The organism is Yersinia sp. 1652 StPb PI, from assembly GCF_041538345.1.
GTDB lineage: Bacteria > Pseudomonadota > Gammaproteobacteria > Enterobacterales > Enterobacteriaceae > Yersinia > Yersinia enterocolitica_E.
Genome location: NZ_JAULSM010000001.1, coordinates 555,138 through 576,287, shown reverse-complemented (window position 1 = coordinate 576,287; position 21,150 = coordinate 555,138). Strand labels below are relative to the sequence as shown.

The window sequence follows — 21,150 nt, the reverse complement described above, 5'->3', positions numbered from 1 at the left end:
AAGGCGCTTAAATACAGCGCCTTTTTCACATCATAAACTCACACTATCAAACAGCTAATCTGATTCCATCACTGTCGGTGCGGCAGGTACGGGTATCTGACCCGGTTCATTGGCAATACGTTCAGCCATGGTCGGTATTGAATCAGTACGCAAAATATATAGCCGTTTAAGGGTATACGGATTATCACCCGGTTTTACCTTGCCTTGTAGGGTGGTCACCGCCAAATGGAAACCCGCATTTTTCGCCGCATCGATTGCGGTTTGGTTAAAACCACCAAAGGGATATGACAGAAAGATCACGTGCGGATTAAATTGAGATAACGCTCGTCGTGAGTGTTCAAAATCAAAAACAATATTGTGATAAGAACGGCTCAATAAGATAGGGTTACGTTTATTATCAGTCCGGTGTAAGAAATGAGTATGAGACTGAACATCAAATACATCCTGAATCTCTTTCAATTCAGAGATACTCATAAACTGTAATGAATCAGGGTTCCATTTTTGTGGATGGCGCTTAATTCGTGATGAAATAATAAATGCCGTAGCCCGGAAGCCATTTTCTTTCAATATAGGATATGCGTAGCGGTGGACCGATTTAAGACCATCGTCAAAGGTCAGTACTACAACTTTTGCGGGCAGATTAATCTTGTTATTGAGATAACCTTCAAGCTGATAGAGCGAAATCGTGTCGTAACCTGTCTGCTTGAGATAGGTCATCTGGTTACTGAATGCCGCATCAGAGGTGGTGGTTGATGTATTGAGGAAACGTTTATTCTCCTCATTCTTCAACATATGGTGATAGGTCAGGATCGGGATGCCGTTATCGATTTCAGCATCGACACTACTGACATAGCCTAAGCGATCACCAATATTGACCTGATACCAGGTATTCCCTAACCGGTCTTTCAATTTACCCACGATAGGGTAACGCAAGTTATCTACCAGCGTAGCAAACTGCTCACTGCGCACATCCGCCGCCAGATAGACAGGAGTTTCGCGCTTGATCAATATATTTTGATTAGGCAGGGGTTTATTCAGATCACCCAAGATATCGTTGGTTTTTCGTGCTTTGTTGATATCTTCTAAATCGTCCTTATCAATAAAGCCGATGCCATTACCAAATTTAAATTCATAGTATTCTGCCGCGGCGGGTAAAACCTGAATAAGTTGATCTTCTTTAATCTCACCGACAGGAATGACCTTCTCACCGACCAGTGAATATATTTCGCTATCACGCTGTGCAACCATATATTTAGGCGTAAGTGTTGCTTCATCAGGTAAGAGATCTGCATGGGTTGCCGGTATCATTACCGACATGACAAGACCGAGTAGCATCCCAATAGCTATTCTGTTTTTATGCCACATTATCGTTCTACTTATGCGCATTTGGCGCTGAATTGAAAAGGGGAAAATCTGGTGCGCCAGCATAGCACGAGACGCCAGAAGTTGAGAAAGACGATATTAGATGGGGACATTATTTATTACGTTTAAATTCCAGTATTAACAACAATTAACTAACTAATAATTCACGATCAATCTCTGCTAATAGCCAAAGTCATTGGCGTTACAGCAAGGCGGCAAGTCAGCGCATCCCGATGAGCTTACAGAGGTCAAGTGATTCGGGTAAGTGAACGTAGCCAACACCGCTGTAACGTCAAGGCCGAAAAGAATACCCAAAGTCATTGGCGTTACAGCAAGGCGGTAAGTCAGCGCATCCCGATGAGCTTACATCAGTAAGTGATTCGGGTAAGTGAACGTAGCCAACACCGCTGTAACGTCAAGGCCGAAGGGTATTAGGTGCGTAGCCCACGACCACGCTCTATCAAATACCAAGCCCACGCATAAAACACCGCGATGAATACCACCAAAACACCAATGGTCAATACCAATGGCACATCAGAAATCCCAAGGAAGCCATAACGGAACCCACTTATCATGTACACAATGGGATTTAGTTTCGATACCACCTGCCAAAAAGGGGGCAGTAATGATAGCGAGTAAAATACCCCGCCCAGATACGTCAAGGGGGTCAGCACAAAAGTAGGCACCAGGCTGATATCATCGAACGTTTTGGCAAATACCGCATTCAGTAACCCACCGAGGGAAAACAGAATGGCCGTCAGCATCAATGTCAGTGCAATCATTGACCAAGAGTGGACATGCAACGGTACGAAGAACAGTGAGATAATCGTTACCAGAATACCGACACAGATCCCACGGGCGACCCCACCACCGACATAACCGATAATCACAATATGTGTGGGTACCGGTGCTACCAGCAACTCTTCAATACTGCGCTGGAATTTAGCACCAAAGAACGATGCAGCGACGTTGGCATATGAGTTGGTGATAACCGCCATCATAATCAAGCCGGGAACGATAAATTGCATATAATTAAAACCGCCCATATCACCAATTCGGGCACCAATCAGGTTGCCGAAAATAACGAAATAGAGCGACATAGTAATCACCGGTGGTACCAGTGTTTGAATCCAGATACGAGCAAAACGCGTAATTTCTTTGATCCAAATACTCTGTAATGCTACCCAATATAGGCGGGTCATGCTTTCTCTCCCCCGTTACCATTAACCAAGGTGACAAATAGCTCTTCCAGACGGTTAGCCTTGTTGCGCATACTTTGTACCTGAATTCCCTGAGCGTTCAATTGACTGAATAAACCATTCAGACCTTGCTCACGCTTAACATCAACCTCCAGCGTTGAGGTGTCCGTCAGACGATAACCATAACCTTCCAGCTTAGGTAGCGGGCTTTTAATACCCAAATCAAAAATAAAGGTTTCTGACTCAAGTTTGCCAAGCAACTGCTTCATGGTGGTATTTTCCACCAGTTCACCATTCTGGATAATACCAATGTTACGGCACAGCATTTCTGCTTCTTCCAGATAGTGGGTAGTCAGAATGATGGTAGTCCCCTGCGCATTCAGCTCTTTCAGGAACCCCCACATCGAGCGGCGTAACTCGATATCCACCCCAGCGGTAGGTTCATCAAGGATTAGCAACTTCGGCTCATGCATCAGCGCACGCGCAATCATCAAACGGCGCTTCATCCCACCCGACAGCCGGATAGCGCGCTCATTGCGTTTGCTCCACAAATCCAACTGAGTGAGGTATTTCTCGGCACGTTGTAACGCCTCACGCCGCGTGACGCCGTAATACCCCGCTTGGGTAATCACAATCTGCAACACCGTCTCGAATGGGTTGAAGTTAAACTCCTGTGGTACTAACCCAAGTTGGCGTTTGGCATTCACGATATCATTATCAATATCGTAACCAAAAACTTGTACCTTACCGGACGTTTTGTTCACTAATGAACTGATAATGCCAATGGTGGTCGATTTACCCGCACCATTCGGCCCAAGCAGGGCATAAAAATCACCTGCCTCTACGCGCAGATCAATGCCACGTAGTGCCTGAACGCCACCTGCATAGGTTTTGGTTAGTTGCGTTATTTCCAGTGCATATGTCATAAGTAAAAAAGAACCTTATTCTATGAGTTTCTCAGCGATAACAGCATACCCATGCCTGACTTAGCTCGCCTGTCAGGGCAAGTTACGGGGAGCAGAAGGGATCATGGGCCGATACCGAGAAGATGTTACGCAGACGAAAATTGCGCGATCAACAGGGTCACTGTTCCGATTTCAAAATCGTTATCGTTGCCGTATATTATCCTATCGCAATCCGTTCATTACAGGCTATTTACATTAATGAAAGAAATAGAGAAGCTTCTCGCGAACAATGACATCTGGTCAAATTCAATCAGTAAAGATGACCCCGATTTTTTTGAACACCTGGCACAAGCCCAGAAACCTCGCTTTCTGTGGATAGGCTGTTCAGATAGCCGCGTCCCCGCGGAACAGTTGACCGGCCTGAAAGCGGGTGAATTATTCGTTCACCGCAATGTAGCCAATCTGGTTATCCATACGGATCTCAATTGCTTGTCCGTGGTGCAATACGCCATCGATGTTTTGCAGGTCGAGCATATCATTATCTGTGGCCACCTGGGCTGTGGCGGTGTTGAAGCCGCTATGCAAAAAGACCTTGAATTAGGGCTTATCGATAACTGGTTACTGCACATCCGGGATCTTTGGTTTAAACACAGCTCACTGCTGGGTGAATTGCCAGCTGAAGAGCGCAGCAATATGTTATGTAAAATCAATGTCGTAGAACAAGTGTATAACTTGGGTCATTCGACCATTGTCCGTTCCGCCTGGAAGCGCGGGCAGAAAGCCATGATTCACGGCTGGGTCTATGGTATTGACGATGGCAAACTGACTGATTTGAAAGTCTCGGCCACCAGCCTAAGCGAACTGGAAATAAAGTACCGCGAAGCAATGGCAAAAATACTGCAACCAAACAGACAAAACTAATAAGTGCTACGGGAGGGTGTTAAAACACACCCTATCCCATCCCTAAATGCTGCTAAAGACACTCGAACTCAAAATATTGACGTGCAGTGACCATCGGCAAATAAGGCGTAGCGAGCTAAGTCAGTTTGAGTGCGCCCAGCACGCAAGAACCGGAGCGTACACCATGACTTTATAAATCATGGCTACGTGAGGATTCTGAGTACTGCGGAATCTCAAAATGGCGACGCGCAGTAGCCGCTCCTGATCACTCGTCAAACATCACGACTTTGCCTACATATGGCAAATGCCTGTAGCGCTGGGCATAATCGATACCGTAACCCACCACGAATTCATCAGGAATGGCGAAGCCGACCCACTCAACCGGCACCTGAACTTCGCGACGCTCTGGTTTATCCAGCAACGTGCAGATAGCCAGTGATTTCGGCCCACGCAATTGCAGAATTTCACGCACTTTACTTAATGTATTACCGGAGTCGATTATATCTTCAACAATCAGCACATCCTTACCACGGATATCTTCATCCAAATCTTTCAGGATTTTCACATCTCGCGTGGTACTCATGCCATTGCCGTAGCTGGAGGCCGTCATAAAATCGACTTCATGGGAAACATCAATGGCACGGCATAAGTCAGCCATAAACATAAATGAGCCACGGAGCAACCCGACCAGCACCATTTCACTGCCGCTGTCGCGGTAGTGTTCGGAGATTTGGTGGCCTAATTCGGCAATTCGGGCTTTGACTTCCTGCTCGGAAATCATGACTTCTACAGTGTGTTTCATAAGTATTTACGTCGCTTTTTTACGTTACTTGCCACAAGAAAGCCGCTGAGTTTACCATAGCCTAAGCGATGTTGCGACGGACTCACCCGCCGCACACATAACCTGTTGATACCCCCTAAGCGCTGACGGTAAAGCCCAACATCATGCCAGTATCTTCATGTTCCAACAGATGGCAGTGGGCCATATAAGGCATACTGGCTGGTGCGAGGTGACTAAAACGCACTAATATCTCACTGCGCGCACCTTCCACTCGTACAATATCTTTCCAGCCACGGCGATGCTCTGCCGGTGGTTTGCCGTTTTCTGTCAAAATACGGAACTGTGTCCCGTGGACATGGAAGGGATGTAACATCATGTCGCCTTCACCAGAAACGGTCCACTTCTCGAATTTCCCGAGCTTCGCGTCAAACGCCGGTTCAATCATCGAGAACGGTTTGCCGTTAATCATATTGGCATGGCTGAAATCAAAAGCCGCCGCGCCTTTCATCGCGCCACTCTCCATACCGGCCATATTGCTGTGATCCATGCCATTCATGGCACCGTTACCCATGTTCATGCCAGCCATTGCTTGCATACCATAACGGCTCATCAGCGCTTGCATCCCTAACATATCCAATTTCGGATCCATCATCAGTTGGAACCAGCGCTCTTGCAAGCCAGTGGCATCGGCTAATGCCGGCACCACAACCAGCGAATCCGGGAGCACCTTGCTACCCGCGGCCAGTGATGGCTGAATGCGCAATACCGGTAATGGCTTATCGAACGGGGCCAGGGTCATACCCATCTGTTTCACTGGCAAAGTAACCAGATCAAGCGGCTTACCATCAGCAGTATCTACCAGCACCTCAAAACGTTCACCCATCAGTATTGGCAACTCACGCACGGCTACCGGTTCGGCCAGTAAGCCACCGTCGCTGGCAATCACATACATCGGGCGGCCATCGCTGAGTGCCAAATTAAGGGAGCGGGCATTACAGCCATTGAGCAGCCTTAGTCGCACCCAACCGCGTGGGGTGATTTGCTGCGGATAATGTGCTCCATTGGTAAACATCCGATCGCCAAACCAACCAACAGCCGCCGTCATCACATCTAACTGATAATCAATCTGCCCATCTTTACCCAGTAATTTATCCTGCAAAATAACCGGAATATCGTCTACACCCCACAGCTTTGGCAGAGGAAGTTTCTCGCTCTCACTGTCATCGATCAGGACCAATCCGCCTAAGCCCATGGCCACTTGCTGGCCAGTCTTCCCATGAGTGTGGGGATGGAACCAGCAGGTAGCCGCCGGTTGATCGACACTAAAAACAACCTGCCGGGTTGTGCCGGGTTGAATCAGTGCCTGTGGACCACCGTCCACTTCGCCGGGGATTTCCAGTCCGTGCCAGTGCACCGTGGTCGCTTCTGGTAGGGAATTAGTGATATCAATAGTGACCGGTTTGCCTCGTTGCAAACGGATGGCAGGCCCCAGTAGATTGCCATTATAACCCCAGGTCTGCGTTGCTGCGGAGGGTAGCCAGGCCACAGTACCGGTCTGGATATTCAAATTAATTTTGCTATTGGCATCGGGCTGGAGCAGAGGCGGAATAGGCAGTGGTGAGAAATCTGCGGCCAAGGCCGCGCGGCTCCATAACGGCAGTGAAGTGGCGGCTCCAAGAGCTGCCGTTAACTTAATAAAATCACGGCGATGCATGGTCGTCTCCATCTTGATAATGAGTGAGTGCCTGCAAGACACAAAAACAGCAGTCTGTGAGCTTAAACCCTCCCCTTACAGGAAGGTCAAGATGTAATCAATCACTTGGTGAGTCAATCCAAATCAGGTAAGTGATTCTGGTGATAAATCTGCTTGCACTAACCTCGCCTGGCAAGGTCCAGGGTGCGGGAGAGTCACCTGCATCGCTAACACCCCTGCGGCTTCAAGTACGAAGGGTATAATAAAATTTACTCTGAACCATCACAGTGTGATAACGTCTGTTAACAATGAACAAGCCTGTTTCCGCTATGAAAAGAACAACGTTAGTTATGCTGCTGCTTACTCTGTGCGGATTTTCATCTGCCAGTTCTGCATTAAGTGAATCCGAAGCAGAAGATCTTGCGGATCTGACTGCGGTATTTGTCTATCTGAAAAATGATTGTGGTTATAACGAATTACCCAATAACGAAATCAAACGGGCTATCGTCTATTTTGCTCAGCAAAATCGCTGGGACCTGCGTAACTATAATAGCTTTAATATGAAAGCGTTGGGCGAAGAGAGTTATCGCGACCTGCGTGGTATTGCTATTCCAGTTCCTACCAAATGCAAGTCTCTGGCCCGTGACTCGTTGAGTTTATTGGCTTACGCGAACTAACAATCCCGCCTTTACCCTTTCAGTCTGAAATTCCACCGTGCAACCTCATCCAGAGTTGGCTATGATGTTGCCCCCATTTTTCATGGCTGTTACTGCGAAGGAGAAGCCCCGAACATGTCACAGAAAGAACTATGGTATGAAACATTGCATGCCAACTTCGGTCAGTATTTTTCAGTAGAAAATGTGCTGTACCACGAGAAAACCGAGCATCAGGATCTGGTGATTTTTGAAAATCCCGTGCTGGGCCGTGTCATGGCACTGGATGGCGTGGTTCAGACGACCGAGCGCGATGAGTTTATCTATCACGAAATGATGACTCATGTGCCTTTACTGGCCCACGGTCAGGTGAAGAAGGTACTTATCATCGGTGGTGGTGATGGTGCCATGCTGCGTGAAGTCAGCCGCCATAAAAATATCGAACAGATTACCATGGTGGAAATTGACGCCAGTGTCGTGGAGTTCTGCCGCCAATATCTGCCGAATCACAGTGCGGGTGCCTATGACGATCCTCGTTTCACATTAGTTATTGATGATGGTGTTAACTTCGTTAACCAGACCACTGAAAAATTCGATGTCATCATCTCCGACTGTACCGATCCCATCGGCCCAGGAGAAAGCCTGTTTACCTCAGTTTTCTACCAGGGATGTGCCCGTAGCCTGAACCAAGGCGGCATTTTTGTGGCACAAAACGGCGTATGCTTCCTACAACAGGATGAAGCCGTCGGCAGCCACAATAAGCTTAGCCACTATTTCAGTGATGTCAGTTTTTATCAGGCCGCAATTCCGACCTATTATGGCGGTATTATGACCTTCGCGTGGGCGACTCAAAACCCCTCGCTGCGTCAGCTGGATCTTGCCACGCTACAACAGCGTTTTGCTAAAGCAGGCCTAAACTGCCGCTACTATAACCCAGCCATTCATGTCGGCAGCTTTGCCTTGCCGCAGTATCTGCTGGATGCCTTAACAGCCAAATAAGGAGGTGAACTAAATTGTCCAAGCTTAAACTACACGGCTTCAACAACCTGACCAAAAGCCTGAGTTTTTGTATTTACGATATTTGTTATGCCGAGACCGCAGACGACCGCGATGGCTATATCGCCTACATTGACGAACAGTACAACGCCAACCGCCTGACCGAGATCTTGAGCGAAACCTGCTCGATCATTGGCGCAAATATATTGAATGTCGCACGTCAGGATTACGACCCTCAGGGGGCGAGTGTTACCATTCTGGTCAGCGAAGAACCGGTCGATCCGCGCGATGTTGATACCTCTGAGCACCCCGGCCCGCTGCCAAATGCAGTGGTTGCCCATTTGGACAAGAGCCATATCTGCGTTCATACCTACCCAGAAAGCCACCCTGAAGCGGGGTTATGCACTTTCCGCGCAGATATCGAAGTCTCTACCTGTGGAGTGATTTCACCGCTGAAAGCCCTGAATTACCTTATCCATCAGTTGGAGTCCGACATTGTTACGATGGATTATCGCGTACGGGGTTTTACCCGTGATATCAATGGGATAAAGCATTTTATCGATCATAAGATCAACTCGATTCAGAATTTCATGTCTGACGATATGAAGTCGCTGTATCACATGATGGATGTGAATGTTTATCAAGAAAACATCTTTCATACCAAGATGATGTTGAAAGACTTCGATTTGAAGCATTATCTGTTTAACGCCAAGCCGGAAGAGCTGAGTGCCGCAGAAAGAGAACGTATTACTCGCCTGTTATATAAAGAGATGCAGGAAATTTACTACGGGCGTAATTTGCCAGAAATGTGATACGTTGCCGGTAATACCACTGTATTTATATGTTATTAATCAGTAATAAGTCAGACAAGAAACCAATTAATCGGGCATAACTCTTTTTGCCCGGTTAATACCTCCAACTCAAGGAATGACCCCGCGAATGAACCGCCTCCCCACCCTGTATGGCATTATTGCAATCCTACTTTGGAGCATGAGTGTCGCTTTGACGCGCGGACTATCTGAAACCTTGGGTCCGTTTGGGGCCGGAGCGGCAATTTACAGCGTGAGTGGAGTTTTGGTGTGGTTGGTGGCGGGTAAACCCACGTTGCGTGGACAACATCCAGCTTATCTGTACGGTTGTGGTTTGCTATTTGTGGTGTATATGGTGGCGTTCGCTTTGGCTATTGGTATGGCTAATGACCGTCAGCAGACACTGGAAATTGGCCTGATCAATTACCTGTGGCCGAGTTTAACCTTGCTGTTAGCAGTTCCATTACTTAAGCTGCGCGCCCGTTGGTGGTTATGGCTGGGAGTTGCACTTGCTCTATTCGGTGTAATCTGGGTAGTCAGCGGTGGAAACGGGCTAGATATCAACGTATTGAGCACCAATGTCAGCAGTAACCCTCTGGCCTACAGCCTGGCTCTCATCGCGGCGTTTACCTGGGCGGCTTATTCCAATCTGGTCCGTTTGTACAGCCGTGGGCCAGGGGCGTTGCCGCTGTTTTTACTCGCCTGCGCCCTGTGTTTGTGGGTCATGTTCTTTATGCTGACCCCCGGCAAGTTGCATTTCACCACACGGGCAACGTTTGAACTGTTACTTATGGGAGCCAACACTGCGCTGGCCTATCTGTGTTGGGATATTGCCATGAAAAAGGGCAATGCCACATTAGTGGCTGCTCTGTCCTACTTCACACCACTGCTATCGATATTGATTGCCAGCTTGTGGCTCAATACCCTGCCCTCAGCCGCTTTCTGGCCCGGAGTGGCGATGGTGGTGGTAGGTTCTCTGCTGTGCTGGTCTGCCAGCCGCAATCCCCTTCGGACTTGAAGCCGCAGTTAGGCAGCAACGCCAAGTTCTTTGAGTAAATATTTTATTTAGAAGTAATGAAGTTACGATAGCCTTTCAATACCAGCAGAAAGTCCTCTAATCCGCACAGACAGAGGCTTTCTTCATCATAGTAATTCATGCCCTCTTCCATCTCATCGCCGTCGAGATCCAGTTGATTGGCACGCACCATCACTTCTTCCCCATCCAGCCACAAGGTATATTCATGGCCGGTCAACTGCCACTGGCGCTCACTGCCTTTCACTTCCATAGCGGCGGCTTCAATTTGATCGAGTTTTGCCAGGTCGCCCTTAATCTCTTCATTGAGCCAATGGCCGATCACTTCATGTCCCATGGAGAATCTGACCAGCACTTGCCCTGTTAAATCACGCAAGAATTCATAGTCCATAGCATGCCCTCCTGATGCTCTTATAATTATTGTAACCGTATTTAGCCCACCCACTTGGCGCAAGCTCGCAAAGCCGGTAAATACCGCTAAGATTTCACTACCAGACGGTTTGTTTAAAATAGAAACGGGAGGCCATAAGCCTCCCGTCAGATACGTATTATACATCATACCCAAAGTAATTGGTGTTACAGATAGGCGGCAAGCTAACCGCCCTGTCACTCCAAAGACAAAGGGTATGGCTGTTTAGACTGCGGTTTGGAAGATAACACCGTCAGCTTTGTCCGTATATTGGCTCAACTGATCGAAGTTCAGGTAGCGATAAGTATCCTCTGCAGTCTTATCAACCTGAGCCATATAAGTTTGATATTCCTCAGGCGTTGGCAGACGCCCCAGCAGTGATGCAATCGCCGCCAGTTCAGCCGACGCCAGATAGACATTCGCCCCATTCCCCAAGCGATTCGGGAAGTTACGGGTTGACGTAGAAACCACTGTCGCACCATCAGCCACACGAGCCTGGTTACCCATACACAGTGAACAGCCCGGAATCTCAATACGGGCACCACTCTTACCAAAGACGCTGTAGTAGCCCTCTTCGGTTAACTGTGCGGCATCCATTTTGGTCGGCGGTGCAACCCACAAACGTGTTGGCAATTGGCCTTTATGTTGATCCAGCAACTTACCCGCCGCGCGGAAGTGGCCAATGTTGGTCATGCAAGAACCGATAAACACTTCATCGATCTTGCTGTTAGCCACATCAGACAACAAGCGAGCATCATCTGGATCGTTTGGCGCACACAGAATAGGTTGTGTGATATCAGCCAGATCGATTTCGATTACCGCTGCATATTCCGCATCGGCATCGCCTTCCAGTAGATTTGGATTCGCCAGCCAGCTTTCCATACCATTAACCCGGCGCTCCAGCGTACGGCGGTCGCCGTAGCCTTCCGCAATCATCCACTTCAACAAGACGATATTGGATTGCAGGTATTCGGTGATCGGCGCTTTATCCAATTTAATGGTACAACCAGCAGCAGAACGTTCAGCGGAAGCATCGGCCAACTCGAATGCCTGTTCGACTTTCAGCTCTGGCAGGCCTTCAATTTCCAGAATTCGGCCAGAGAAGATGTTCTTCTTGCCTTGCTTCTCAACCGTCAGCAGGCCTTCCTGAATCGCGTAGTAAGGAATTGCATGCACCAGATCACGCAGAGTGATACCCGGCTGCATTTTACCTTTAAAACGCACCAGCACCGATTCAGGCATGTCCAAAGGCATTACACCTGTTGCGGCCGCAAAGGCCACCAAACCAGAACCTGCCGGGAAGGAGATCCCAATCGGGAAGCGAGTATGGGAGTCACCACCGGTACCAACCGTATCTGGCAGCAGCATGCGGTTCAACCACGAGTGGATGATGCCATCACCAGGACGCAGCGACACGCCACCACGGTTCATAATGAAATCAGGCAAAGTATGGTGAGTGGTCACATCAACGGGCTTAGGATAAGCGGCAGTATGACAGAATGACTGCATCACCAAATCAGCGGAGAAGCCCAGACATGCCAAGTCTTTCAGCTCATCACGGGTCATCGGGCCGGTGGTGTCTTGTGAACCGACCGAGGTCATCTTAGGTTCGCAGTATTCGCCTGGGCGCACACCTTCAACGCCACATGCGCGGCCAACCATTTTCTGTGCCAGCGAGAAGCCTTTATTGCTTTTGGCAACTGGCTTCGCCACACGGAATACTTCGCTGACTGGCAGACCCAGCGACTCACGAGCTTTAGTGGTCAAGCCACGGCCAACAATCAGTGGAATACGGCCACCAGCACGGACTTCGTCCAGCAACACGTCAGTTTTCAGCTCGAAGGTCGCGAGTATCTCAGCGGTATCATGGCGGCGTACTTCGCCCAGATACGGGAAAATATCAATCACGTCGCCCATGTTTAGATTGGCAACATCCACTTCGATTGGCAAAGCACCGGCATCTTCCATGGTGTTAAAGAAGATCGGGGCAATTTTGCTGCCCAGCACCACGCCACCGCCGCGCTTGTTCGGCACGTAAGGGATGTCGTCGCCCATAAACCACAGCACCGAGTTGGTGGCGGATTTACGGGAAGAACCGGTACCGACCACATCACCGACGTAGGCCAGCGGGAAACCGATTTTGTTCAGTTCTTCGATCTGTTTGATCGGGCCAACGCTACCCGGTTGATCTGGGTGAATGCCTTCACGGGCATTTTTCAGCATCGCCAAGGCATGCAGTGGAATATCAGGGCGCGACCAGGCATCTTGCGCCGGGGACAAATCATCGGTATTGGTTTCACCGGTTACTTTGAATACGGTGACCGTGATTTTTTCGGCCAAAGGCGGTCGGGAGAGATACCATTCGGCATCAGCCCAGGATTGCATCACCTTCCTGGCATGTGGGTTACCCGCTTTGGCTTTCTCTTCCACATCGTAGAAGTTATCAAACATCAGCAAGGTGTGAGATAACGCTTTGCCCGCAATCGGTGCCAGCTGTTCGTTATCTAACGCATCAATCAGCGGATGAATGTTATAACCGCCCTGCATAGTGCCAAGCAGTTCAATCGCTTTTTCAGCGTTAATCAGAGGGGAGTTGGCTTCACCCTTGGCAATCGCCGCCAGGAAACCGGCTTTAACGTAGGCTGCTTCATCAACACCGGGTGGAACACGGTTGATCAGCAGATCTAATAAAAATTCTTCTTCGCCCGCCGGCGGATTTTTTAATGATTCAACCAGCGCGGCCATTTGTGATGCATCTAATGGCTTGGGGACGATACCCTCAGCAGCACGCTCGGCTACGTGCTTACGGTATTCTTCTAGCACGACTCTCTCCTCGCTTTAATTATCATATATTTTCCAGGCTTATCTGTTGTCACCAGCCATCATCACTGATGCAGTAGGTGTAGGTAAGACGCCCAGTTTGCCCAGCCAGCATACCAGTATTTGAACTCAGTGTTAATTCGTTCACATAAAAGCAACATTAAATTTTTGCTGAATCGTTGAGCGCAGTGTAATCACCTGAAGTATTGATAATGGCTCTCAGTTAGCCTCTCACCCTAGGGCAATATCCGCAAAAACACCGCTGCATGATAACCACAGTAAATGAATGGATACCATCTCTCTATGAGAATCTCGTGCTATTGATATGACTTTTAGGGTGATAAATAACGAAGGGAAGATATTGTGGCGATAAATGAAGCAGAAACAGCCGATAACCACTGTTTCTGCTTTGATAAAAGACTCTATGCCCCAAGTATGAAGGGCAATTAGAATTGGGTATTCAAGCTAACAAAATAGGTCCGGCCCGGCTCATTGTAAGTCGCTGCCCCTGCACCCGCGATACCGGCTACGCTCTGGGCATTACCGGCACGGAACTGGCGTTTGTCGAACAGGTTTTCAATCCCAGTGGTGACACTGACATTTTTTGTCACTGTATAGCTAGCACTGAGACCAAAGATGGCATATGGGCTGACTTCATTGCGTGCCGTACCCGTAACCGGCAGACCTTGATAGTCATATTTTTTCGGCTTCTGACGCCCATACCAGGTCACGGTGGATAGCAGTGACAAATCATCAGTTGCCTGCCAGTTCAGTGAACTATTCAAAGTAAACTCCGGCGTGATCGATAAGTAATCGCCGGTGCTTTTGTTCTTCGACTCCAGCATATAGGTCAGATTGCTGCCCCACTGTACTGTCTCAGTGAAGGGCACAGTCAGATTACCTTCCAACCCTTCCACCAACGCTTTCGGCACGTTACTCCACTTGAAGATATCGGAATTAGCATAAGCACCGGTACCGCCACTGGCAGTCCCGAGGGAGAGCAAACCCGGCTCGATCTTATTACGATAATCATTACGGAAGTAAGTGATACCGGCAATAATGCCGTCATCGTGGAACTCGAACCCGATCTCTTTGTTTACGCTGGTTTCAGCAGACAGAGAATCATTACCCATCAGGTAACAACTGCCGCCACCGCCATAGCAACCTTGACCACGGCTATATAACAGATAGTTAGGGTTGGTTTGATAGAGATTTGGCGCTTTATAAGAACGGGCAATACCCATTTTCATGGTGAAGTAATCACCCAGTTCCTGTGACAGATTCAGGCCTGGACTCCAGTTACTTCCCGCGGTGCTGTGATGATCAAAGCGCAGTGCTGGGGTGAGCATGGTGGTATCCGTCAACTCGATATTATCCTCAACAAATACCGAGGCTATCTGCGCCGAGCTACGAGTATTGCGCCCAGTCCCCGTCAAACCGCTGACACTGCCACCCTCACTCGTCGTTTGGGTATTAGAGCTTGGATCGTTCATTTTCTGGTCATTCCATTCCGCCCCCACGGTCAGCACCTGATTAACGCCCAATTCAAATGGCAGGTTAACCTCGGAGTGGGCCAGATAGTTGTCCAGCTTGATAGTACTGAAATATTTATTTGAGAATATGCCTTCTGTACCGCCCGCCAGCCCCTCATTGATTCGTGAGTTGCGCGTATCTTCATACTGAAAATAGGAGGTTGTACTGATGCCGTTATCCCAAAAACCACGGTGTGTTAGCGAGAAATTATCGCGGTACATCACGTTAGTTTCCGCACCGTATAAGCTGCGAACTATGGCATTGCTGTTTGTGTTTTGTGTATCACCGGCATAAATATTTCCCTGGCGGCTATAACCTGCCTCGAACTCCAGAGATTGGCCTTGGGCGAATTCCCAACGCAGTAACCCGTTGATATCTTTATTTCGTACCCCTTCACGGCCGGCCGGCAGTGTACCGGCCTGGTTACCGGTACGGGCAGATTCATGGCCTTGGTTAATATCCCAATCATCAGCATCGGTTTTATTGTATCCACCGTACAAGCGGAAACTGACGGTATCACTTAGCGGCCCCAACAGACTGAAATCGGTACGACGGGTCGCGCCTTCCTCGCTGTGCTGCGGCAGGTTCATGTAGGCGTTCCAGCTACCATGTAGTTCTTTGTCCGGCTGTTTGGTGATGATATTCACTACACCACCGGCTGCACCGTTGCCATAGCGTGCCGCTGACGGCCCGCGTAAAACTTCGATTTTCTCAACCATATTCGCGGGAACCCAGTTGGTATCACCACGGGTATCACGTTCACCACGCCAGCCATAACGCACCGCATTACGGCTGGAGACCGGTATGCCATCAATCATAATCAGCGTATTTTCAGGCCCCATGCCACGAATATCAATTTGCCGATTATTACCACGCTGACCACTGGCAGAGTTACCGGAAAGATTAACACCCGGCATGGTGCGGATAATTTCGGACAGGTCATTCGCGGGTGGCCGTTTGCGGATATCTTCTGCGGTGATAGTTGATGCCCCCAGCGCCTGACGAACTTGCTGTTGAGCGGTCACCACCAGCGTATCACCGGTGGTTGCCGACCCACCGGCCACAGCAGGCTCTTGCTGCGATGTGGTGGCGGTTGCTTGCGCTGTCGTCTGTGTCGCTGCTGTGGACTCAGCTTGATTTGTCGCTTGAGTTTGTGCCCAGAGCGGAGTCGATATGCAAATACCGATCAATGTCGTCAGAGAACGCCGTTGCCATTTTACTTTCATTACACTTTCCCCTGATGCAAAAAAGCCCACAGCAAATATCCGCAGAGTAAAATCTCTGGCAATCTATTCGTTGGGCGATAAAGACGAACAAGATTGATAATTATTTCCATTATCAATTCATCGCGTTAATTGTTACATTTGCATATAGGGAAAAGGTTTGTGCAAACAGCAAATCTGTTTGTCAGAACGTCAATGTTGTCATAATGTCAGTGGAGAGTTCGTCATGTCGACGGTGAAGCAAAACAAATTACGCAATGTCTCTCCTTCATCCAAACCGATTTATCGTGAACAAATTGTGCAACAATCGAATCTGGTTGCCAGTGATTATCAACTGAGCAGCGTGAAATCATTGTCCACTGACCCGGTATTGTTTGGCGACTTTCAAGTATTGCGTCTGAACCCACATCTGATTTTACATACCGCGAATGTCACCAACCTCTGTGATATCAAGACGCAAAACCGGCTTAATCCAGCACTGAAACTGGCTATTGTGGTTAGTGGTAGCGCGCATATCTCATTCGGCGGTCAACAGTTGCATTTGCAGGAAAAAGGCGATGCCTCGCTGGTCTCATTAACTGAAAGCACCCTGTTTACTCGCCACGGTAAAAACAACAGTCACGAGCGCACGTTAACACTGACTTTTGACCGTGAATGGCTGTATGGCGATTTGCTGCCACAAGCCGGCGCATGGGATACGTTGTATAACTTTACCCAACAGCATCTGGCGATTCATTTATGGCGCCCATCAGTTCACTCGCAAGCCATTGCTCAGAAAATAGCGAGCGCCCCACCCTTTTCAACGCCGCTGGAGCGGTTGCAATGGGAAACACAATGTATTGGGCTGATCATTGAAGCGTTCAGCTCACTGGAGCAGCAAGCTCAGCAGCAAAATAAAATCTCATTACGTGGGTTGAACCGGGTTCAGCAGGTACGTGACTGGCTGGAAAGTGGTGAGGCTGACCACCTATCGATGAGTGAATTAGCCGGTCTGGTGAATATGAGCCAGAGTACCTTGCAGCGACGTTTTCGTGAAAGTTACCACATTACGGTATTTGAATATCTGCGCCATTGCCGTTTAAAGCGGGCCATGCTGGCATTACAGAAAGAAGGAGTCAGTATCGATCAAGCCGCCGCCATTGCTGGTTATACCAGCCCTGCCAACTTTGCCACCGCACTGCGGCGGACCTTTCATATCTCGCCCAGTCAACTACGGGCGGGATCGATTTTTGATCGCTAAAAAATGCCTGAGTGATAAAAACCTTTAAACAAAAAAACGGCCCCTGTTAAGGAGCCGCTTCATTATCTTGCTGTATTAGCGAAAATTATTTCTTTTTCGCTTTCGGGTTAGGCAAGTCGGTAATGCTACCTTCGTAGATTTCCGCGGCCAGACCGACAGATTCATGCAAGGTAGGGTGAGCATGGATGGTCAACGCGATATCTTCCGCATCACAACCCATCTCGATCGCCAGACCGATTTCACCTAACAGTTCACCACCGTTAGTCCCAACAATGGCACCACCGATGATACGGTGAGTTTCTTTGTCGAAGATAAGTTTAGTCATACCGTCTGCGCAATCTGAAGCGATAGCACGGCCCGATGCCGCCCACGGGAAGGTGGAGGTCTCAAAGCTGATGCCTTTTTCTTTCGCTTCTTTCTCGGTCAGACCCACCCATGCGACTTCAGGTTCAGTGTACGCAATAGATGGAATGACTTTCGGATCGAAGTAATGTTTCAGGCCGGAGATAACTTCAGCAGCAACATGACCTTCGTGCACACCTTTATGTGCCAGCATTGGCTGACCCACGATGTCACCGATAGCAAAGATATGCGGCACGTTGGTACGCAGTTGTTTATCAACGTGGATAAAGCCACGCTCATCAACTTCTACACCAGCCTGACCGGCATCCAGCAATTTGCCGTTAGGTACACGGCCGATAGCCACCAGAACGGCATCATAGCGCTGTGGTTCTGCTGGCGCTTTTTTGCCTTCCATCGTGACATAGATACCGTCTTCTTTGGCTTCTACCGCCGTCACTTTGGTTTCCAGCATCAGGTTGAACTGCTTACTGATGCGCTTGGTGAAAACTTTCACCACGTCTTTATCAGCAGCCGGAATAACCTGGTCAGCCATTTCTACCACATCAATTTTCGAGCCCAGCGCATGGTAAACCGTACCCATTTCCAGACCGATGATGCCACCGCCCATAACCAGCAGACGTTCAGGAACGCTTTTCAGTGCCAGTGCATCAGTTGAGTCCCAAACACGTGGGTCTTCATGAGGAATAAATGGCAGTTGGATTGGGCGAGAACCGGCCGCGATAATCGCGTTATCGAAGGTAATGGTAGTTGGGCCATTTTCGCCTTCAACCACTAAGGTGTTCGCGCCAGTAAATTTACCAAAACCATTAACCACTTTGACTTTACGGCCTTTAGCCATACCTGCCAAACCACCGGTTAACTGATTGATAACTTTCTCTTTCCAGACACGGACTTTATCAATGTCAGTTTTAGGCTCACCAAAAACGATACCGTGTTCAGCCAGCGCCTTAGCTTCTTCGATAACTTTGGCAACGTGCAACAATGCCTTGGAAGGGATACAACCCACATTCAGGCAAACACCACCCAAAGTAGAGTAACGCTCAACCAGAATGGTTTCCAAACCTAAATCCGCGCAACGAAAAGCAGCAGAGTACCCTGCTGGACCTGCCCCAAGTACCACGACCTGAGTTTTAATTTCAGTACTCATCATGACCTCTTAATTGTTTGTCCGGCGGGTCAGACATCATTTTGAAATCTATCGAATATATTAGGCTAATTAATTTCATAACGCCCTTCATCCACCGGGACGCTTGCACCGCGAGCAGTTTACAGAATTGTTAATAATCTGAAAAGCAACATCGAGTGACGAGTGTCTCAACAACCCTAATCTATATAAAAACAAGGCCGGCACGAAGCCGGCCTTGGCGATTACATCACCAAACGGCGAATATCAGCCATAATGGTCGCGATATAGGCTGCGAAGCGAGCACCTGCTGCGCCATCGATCACACGGTGGTCGAAGGACAGAGACAGAGGCAGCATCAGACGTGGCGCAAACTCTTTACCATTCCAGACTGGCTTCATGGATGATTTAGACACACCCAAGATAGCCACTTCTGGCGCATTGACGATTGGCGTAAACGCCGTCCCGCCGATGCCGCCCAGGCTGGAGATAGTGAAACAACCGCCTTGCATGTCAGATGCAGTCAATTTGCCATCACGCGCTTTCTTGGAAATAACAGCCAGCTCGCGAGACAACTCGACAATACCTTTTTTGTTCACATCACGGAATACTGGAACAACCAGACCGTTAGGGGTATCAACCGCCACACCGATATTGATGTATTTCTTCAATGTCAGTTTCTGACCATCTTCAGAAATCGAGCTGTTGAAACGTGGGAACTCTTCCAACGCCTTAGCAGCCGCCTTCATCAGGAACACCAGCGGGGTGATTTTCAGATCTTGTTTTTTCTTCTCAGCTTCGATGTTCTGTTGCTTACGGAACACTTCAACTTCAGTGATATCCGCTTCATCGAATTGGGTCACATGAGGGATAGTGACCCAGTTACGGCTCAGGTTCGCACCAGAGATTTTCTGGATACGGCCTAATTCAACTTCTTCAATCTCACCGAACTTGCTGAAATCAACTTTCGGCCAAGGCAACATACCTGGCAGACCGCCGCCAGTGGCAGCAGGGGCTGTTTCAGCACGTTTGACCGCATCTTTCACGTAGGCCTGAACGTCTTCGCGCAGGATACGACCTTTACGACCGGTACCTTTCACTTTCGCCAGGTTTACGCCAAATTCACGCGCTAAACGACGGATAACCGGCGTGGCATGCACGTAAGCGTCATTCTCAGCAAACTCGCCTTTGCTCTCAGCTTTCGCGCCAGGAGCGGTGGCCGCTTTAGCAGGAGCCGCTGGCTGGGCAGGTGCAACAGCAGGGGCTGCGCCTTCCACTTCGAACACCATGATAAGCGAGCCGGTTTTAACTTTGTCGCCAGTGCTGATTTTGATCTCTTTAACGGTACCGGCAAATGGTGCTGGCACTTCCATTGAGGCTTTATCGCCTTCAACGGTGATCAGTGATTGTTCAGCGGCAACTTTATCACCCACTTTAACCATCACTTCTGTGACTTCAACTTCATCGCCACCGATGTCTGGCACTTCGACATTTTTTGCTGCTGAGGCGGCCGGTGCAGCAGCCGCTGCGGCCGGAGCTGACTCAGTTGCCGCGGCGGGTGCCGCAGCACCTGCCACTTCAAATATCATGATAGGAGAACCGGTGCTGACTTTATCGCCAGTGCTGATTTTGATCTCTTTAACGGTACCGGCGAATGGCGCTGGCACTTCCATAGAGGCTTTATCGCCCTCTACTGTGATCAGAGATTGTTCAGCGGCAACAGTATCGCCCACTTTCACTAGTATTTCAGTCACTTCAACTTCGTCGCTGCCGATATCTGGCACTTCAACATTTTTTACCGCAGATGCCGCTGGCGCCGCTGCCTGAGCAGGGGCTGCTGGCTTTTCTTCGGCTGCTGCAGGCGCCGCAGCGGCACCTGTTGCTTCGAAGATCATCATCAGTTTGCCGGTCGCGACAGTATCGCCAACTGCAATTTTGATTTCTTTAACTACGCCCGCCTGCGGTGATGGGACTTCCATGGAAGCTTTATCACCTTCAACGGTGATAAGCGACTGTTCCGCTTCAACGGTATCGCCTACTTTCACCATAATTTCGGTGACTTCCACTTCATCTGCACCGATGTCTGGTACGTTAATTTCAATAGCCAT

The 21,150-nt window shown here is 49.0% G+C and carries 16 protein-coding genes; 6 read left to right on the top strand and 10 right to left on the bottom strand.

Annotation, left to right across the window (positions count from 1 at the left end; genetic code table 11):
* Positions 1–54: 54 nt before the first annotated feature.
* The 3 genes from Q2T71_RS02585 to Q2T71_RS02575 form a co-directional block, all read right to left on the bottom strand.
* Positions 55–1,365 (bottom strand): polysaccharide deacetylase family protein, encoded by a 1,311-nt coding sequence (locus Q2T71_RS02585; protein ID WP_372558031.1) that lies wholly within the window; start codon positions 1,363–1,365, stop codon positions 55–57.
* 428 nt (positions 1,366–1,793) lie between these two features.
* Complete coding sequence (locus tag Q2T71_RS02580) at positions 1,794–2,564, bottom strand: ABC transporter permease (RefSeq protein ID WP_372558030.1); 771 nt, start codon at positions 2,562–2,564, stop codon at positions 1,794–1,796.
* Entirely contained in the window at positions 2,561–3,487 is a 927-nt protein-coding gene (locus tag Q2T71_RS02575; protein ID WP_083160468.1) for an ABC transporter ATP-binding protein, read from the bottom strand. The genes Q2T71_RS02580 and Q2T71_RS02575 overlap by 4 nt, the downstream gene beginning before the upstream one ends.
* 237 nt (positions 3,488–3,724) lie before the next feature.
* Here Q2T71_RS02575 and can point away from each other — a divergent pair, with 237 nt between their 5' ends.
* Positions 3,725–4,387: a carbonate dehydratase gene (can, locus tag Q2T71_RS02570; RefSeq protein ID WP_372558029.1), complete on the top strand. Its 663-nt coding sequence runs from the start codon at positions 3,725–3,727 to the stop codon at positions 4,385–4,387.
* Positions 4,388–4,631: 244 nt separating this feature from the next.
* Here the strand turns inward: can and hpt are convergent, their stop codons facing one another.
* Positions 4,632–5,168, bottom strand: a complete 537-nt coding sequence (hpt, locus tag Q2T71_RS02565; RefSeq protein ID WP_372558028.1) for a hypoxanthine phosphoribosyltransferase — start codon at positions 5,166–5,168, stop codon at positions 4,632–4,634.
* 115 nt (positions 5,169–5,283) lie between these two features.
* Complete coding sequence (gene cueO, locus Q2T71_RS02560; protein ID WP_372558027.1) at positions 5,284–6,861, bottom strand: multicopper oxidase CueO; 1,578 nt, start codon at positions 6,859–6,861, stop codon at positions 5,284–5,286.
* Between the two features lie 308 nt (positions 6,862–7,169).
* On the opposite strand from cueO, the gene Q2T71_RS02555 reads away from it, so the two are divergent.
* The 4 genes from Q2T71_RS02555 to yddG all read left to right on the top strand — a co-directional run bounded on the left by Q2T71_RS02555 (position 7,170) and on the right by yddG (position 10,316).
* The gene (locus tag Q2T71_RS02555) at positions 7,170–7,517 is read left to right on the top strand and encodes a YacC family pilotin-like protein (protein ID WP_016266377.1); all 348 of its coding nucleotides are present in this window, start codon (positions 7,170–7,172) and stop codon (positions 7,515–7,517) included.
* A gap of 114 nt (positions 7,518–7,631) precedes the next feature.
* Positions 7,632–8,492 carry a polyamine aminopropyltransferase gene (gene speE / locus Q2T71_RS02550; RefSeq protein WP_372558026.1) on the top strand — a complete coding sequence of 287 codons (861 nt, stop codon included), beginning with the start codon at positions 7,632–7,634 and terminating at the stop codon, positions 8,490–8,492.
* Positions 8,493–8,506: 14 nt separating this feature from the next.
* The gene (gene speD / locus Q2T71_RS02545) at positions 8,507–9,301 is read left to right on the top strand and encodes an adenosylmethionine decarboxylase (RefSeq protein ID WP_372558025.1); all 795 of its coding nucleotides are present in this window, start codon (positions 8,507–8,509) and stop codon (positions 9,299–9,301) included.
* Positions 9,302–9,428: 127 nt separating this feature from the next.
* Positions 9,429–10,316, top strand: coding sequence for an aromatic amino acid DMT transporter YddG (gene yddG / locus Q2T71_RS02540; RefSeq protein WP_372558024.1), 888 nt, complete (start codon positions 9,429–9,431; stop codon positions 10,314–10,316).
* 43 nt (positions 10,317–10,359) lie between these two features.
* Here yddG and yacL read toward each other — a convergent pair whose 3' ends face one another.
* From yacL to Q2T71_RS02525, 3 genes are all read right to left on the bottom strand, one after another.
* Positions 10,360–10,722 (bottom strand): protein YacL, encoded by a 363-nt coding sequence (yacL, locus tag Q2T71_RS02535; protein ID WP_083160480.1) that lies wholly within the window; start codon positions 10,720–10,722, stop codon positions 10,360–10,362.
* Positions 10,723–10,965: 243 nt separating this feature from the next.
* Positions 10,966–13,563, bottom strand: a complete 2,598-nt coding sequence (acnB, locus tag Q2T71_RS02530; protein WP_372558023.1) for a bifunctional aconitate hydratase 2/2-methylisocitrate dehydratase — start codon at positions 13,561–13,563, stop codon at positions 10,966–10,968.
* Positions 13,564–14,006: 443 nt separating this feature from the next.
* On the bottom strand, positions 14,007–16,319 hold the full coding sequence (locus tag Q2T71_RS02525; protein WP_372558022.1) for a TonB-dependent siderophore receptor: 2,313 nt from the start codon (positions 16,317–16,319) through the stop codon (positions 14,007–14,009).
* 223 nt (positions 16,320–16,542) lie between these two features.
* Here Q2T71_RS02525 and Q2T71_RS02520 point away from each other — a divergent pair, with 223 nt between their 5' ends.
* A complete protein-coding gene (locus tag Q2T71_RS02520) occupies positions 16,543–17,556 on the top strand; it encodes an AraC family transcriptional regulator (protein WP_083160484.1) in 1,014 nt (337 codons plus the stop codon).
* A gap of 85 nt (positions 17,557–17,641) precedes the next feature.
* Here the strand turns inward: Q2T71_RS02520 and lpdA are convergent, their stop codons facing one another.
* Positions 17,642–19,066, bottom strand: coding sequence for a dihydrolipoyl dehydrogenase (gene lpdA, locus Q2T71_RS02515; protein ID WP_372558021.1), 1,425 nt, complete (start codon positions 19,064–19,066; stop codon positions 17,642–17,644).
* Between the two features lie 221 nt (positions 19,067–19,287).
* Positions 19,288–21,150 carry a pyruvate dehydrogenase complex dihydrolipoyllysine-residue acetyltransferase gene (aceF, locus tag Q2T71_RS02510; RefSeq protein WP_372558020.1) on the bottom strand — a complete coding sequence of 621 codons (1,863 nt, stop codon included), beginning with the start codon at positions 21,148–21,150 and terminating at the stop codon, positions 19,288–19,290.

What these genes read in the sequence shown, in the direction of transcription:
- Q2T71_RS02585 (WP_372558031.1), bottom strand. Translation starts at nt 1,365, where the DNA reads ATGTGGCATAAAAACAGAATAGCTATTGGGATGCTACTCGGTCTTGTC.
- Q2T71_RS02580 (WP_372558030.1), bottom strand. Translation starts at nt 2,564, where the DNA reads ATGACCCGCCTATATTGGGTAGCATTACAGAGTATTTGGATCAAAGAA.
- Q2T71_RS02575 (WP_083160468.1), bottom strand. Translation starts at nt 3,487, where the DNA reads ATGACATATGCACTGGAAATAACGCAACTAACCAAAACCTATGCAGGT.
- can (WP_372558029.1), top strand. Translation starts at nt 3,725, where the DNA reads ATGAAAGAAATAGAGAAGCTTCTCGCGAACAATGACATCTGGTCAAAT.
- hpt (WP_372558028.1), bottom strand. Translation starts at nt 5,168, where the DNA reads ATGAAACACACTGTAGAAGTCATGATTTCCGAGCAGGAAGTCAAAGCC.
- cueO (WP_372558027.1), bottom strand. Translation starts at nt 6,861, where the DNA reads ATGCATCGCCGTGATTTTATTAAGTTAACGGCAGCTCTTGGAGCCGCC.
- Q2T71_RS02555 (WP_016266377.1), top strand. Translation starts at nt 7,170, where the DNA reads ATGAAAAGAACAACGTTAGTTATGCTGCTGCTTACTCTGTGCGGATTT.
- speE (WP_372558026.1), top strand. Translation starts at nt 7,632, where the DNA reads ATGTCACAGAAAGAACTATGGTATGAAACATTGCATGCCAACTTCGGT.
- yddG (WP_372558024.1), top strand. Translation starts at nt 9,429, where the DNA reads ATGAACCGCCTCCCCACCCTGTATGGCATTATTGCAATCCTACTTTGG.
- yacL (WP_083160480.1), bottom strand. Translation starts at nt 10,722, where the DNA reads ATGGACTATGAATTCTTGCGTGATTTAACAGGGCAAGTGCTGGTCAGA.
- Q2T71_RS02525 (WP_372558022.1), bottom strand. Translation starts at nt 16,319, where the DNA reads ATGAAAGTAAAATGGCAACGGCGTTCTCTGACGACATTGATCGGTATT.
- Q2T71_RS02520 (WP_083160484.1), top strand. Translation starts at nt 16,543, where the DNA reads ATGTCGACGGTGAAGCAAAACAAATTACGCAATGTCTCTCCTTCATCC.
- lpdA (WP_372558021.1), bottom strand. Translation starts at nt 19,066, where the DNA reads ATGAGTACTGAAATTAAAACTCAGGTCGTGGTACTTGGGGCAGGTCCA.
- aceF (WP_372558020.1), bottom strand. Translation starts at nt 21,150, where the DNA reads ATGGCTATTGAAATTAACGTACCAGACATCGGTGCAGATGAAGTGGAA.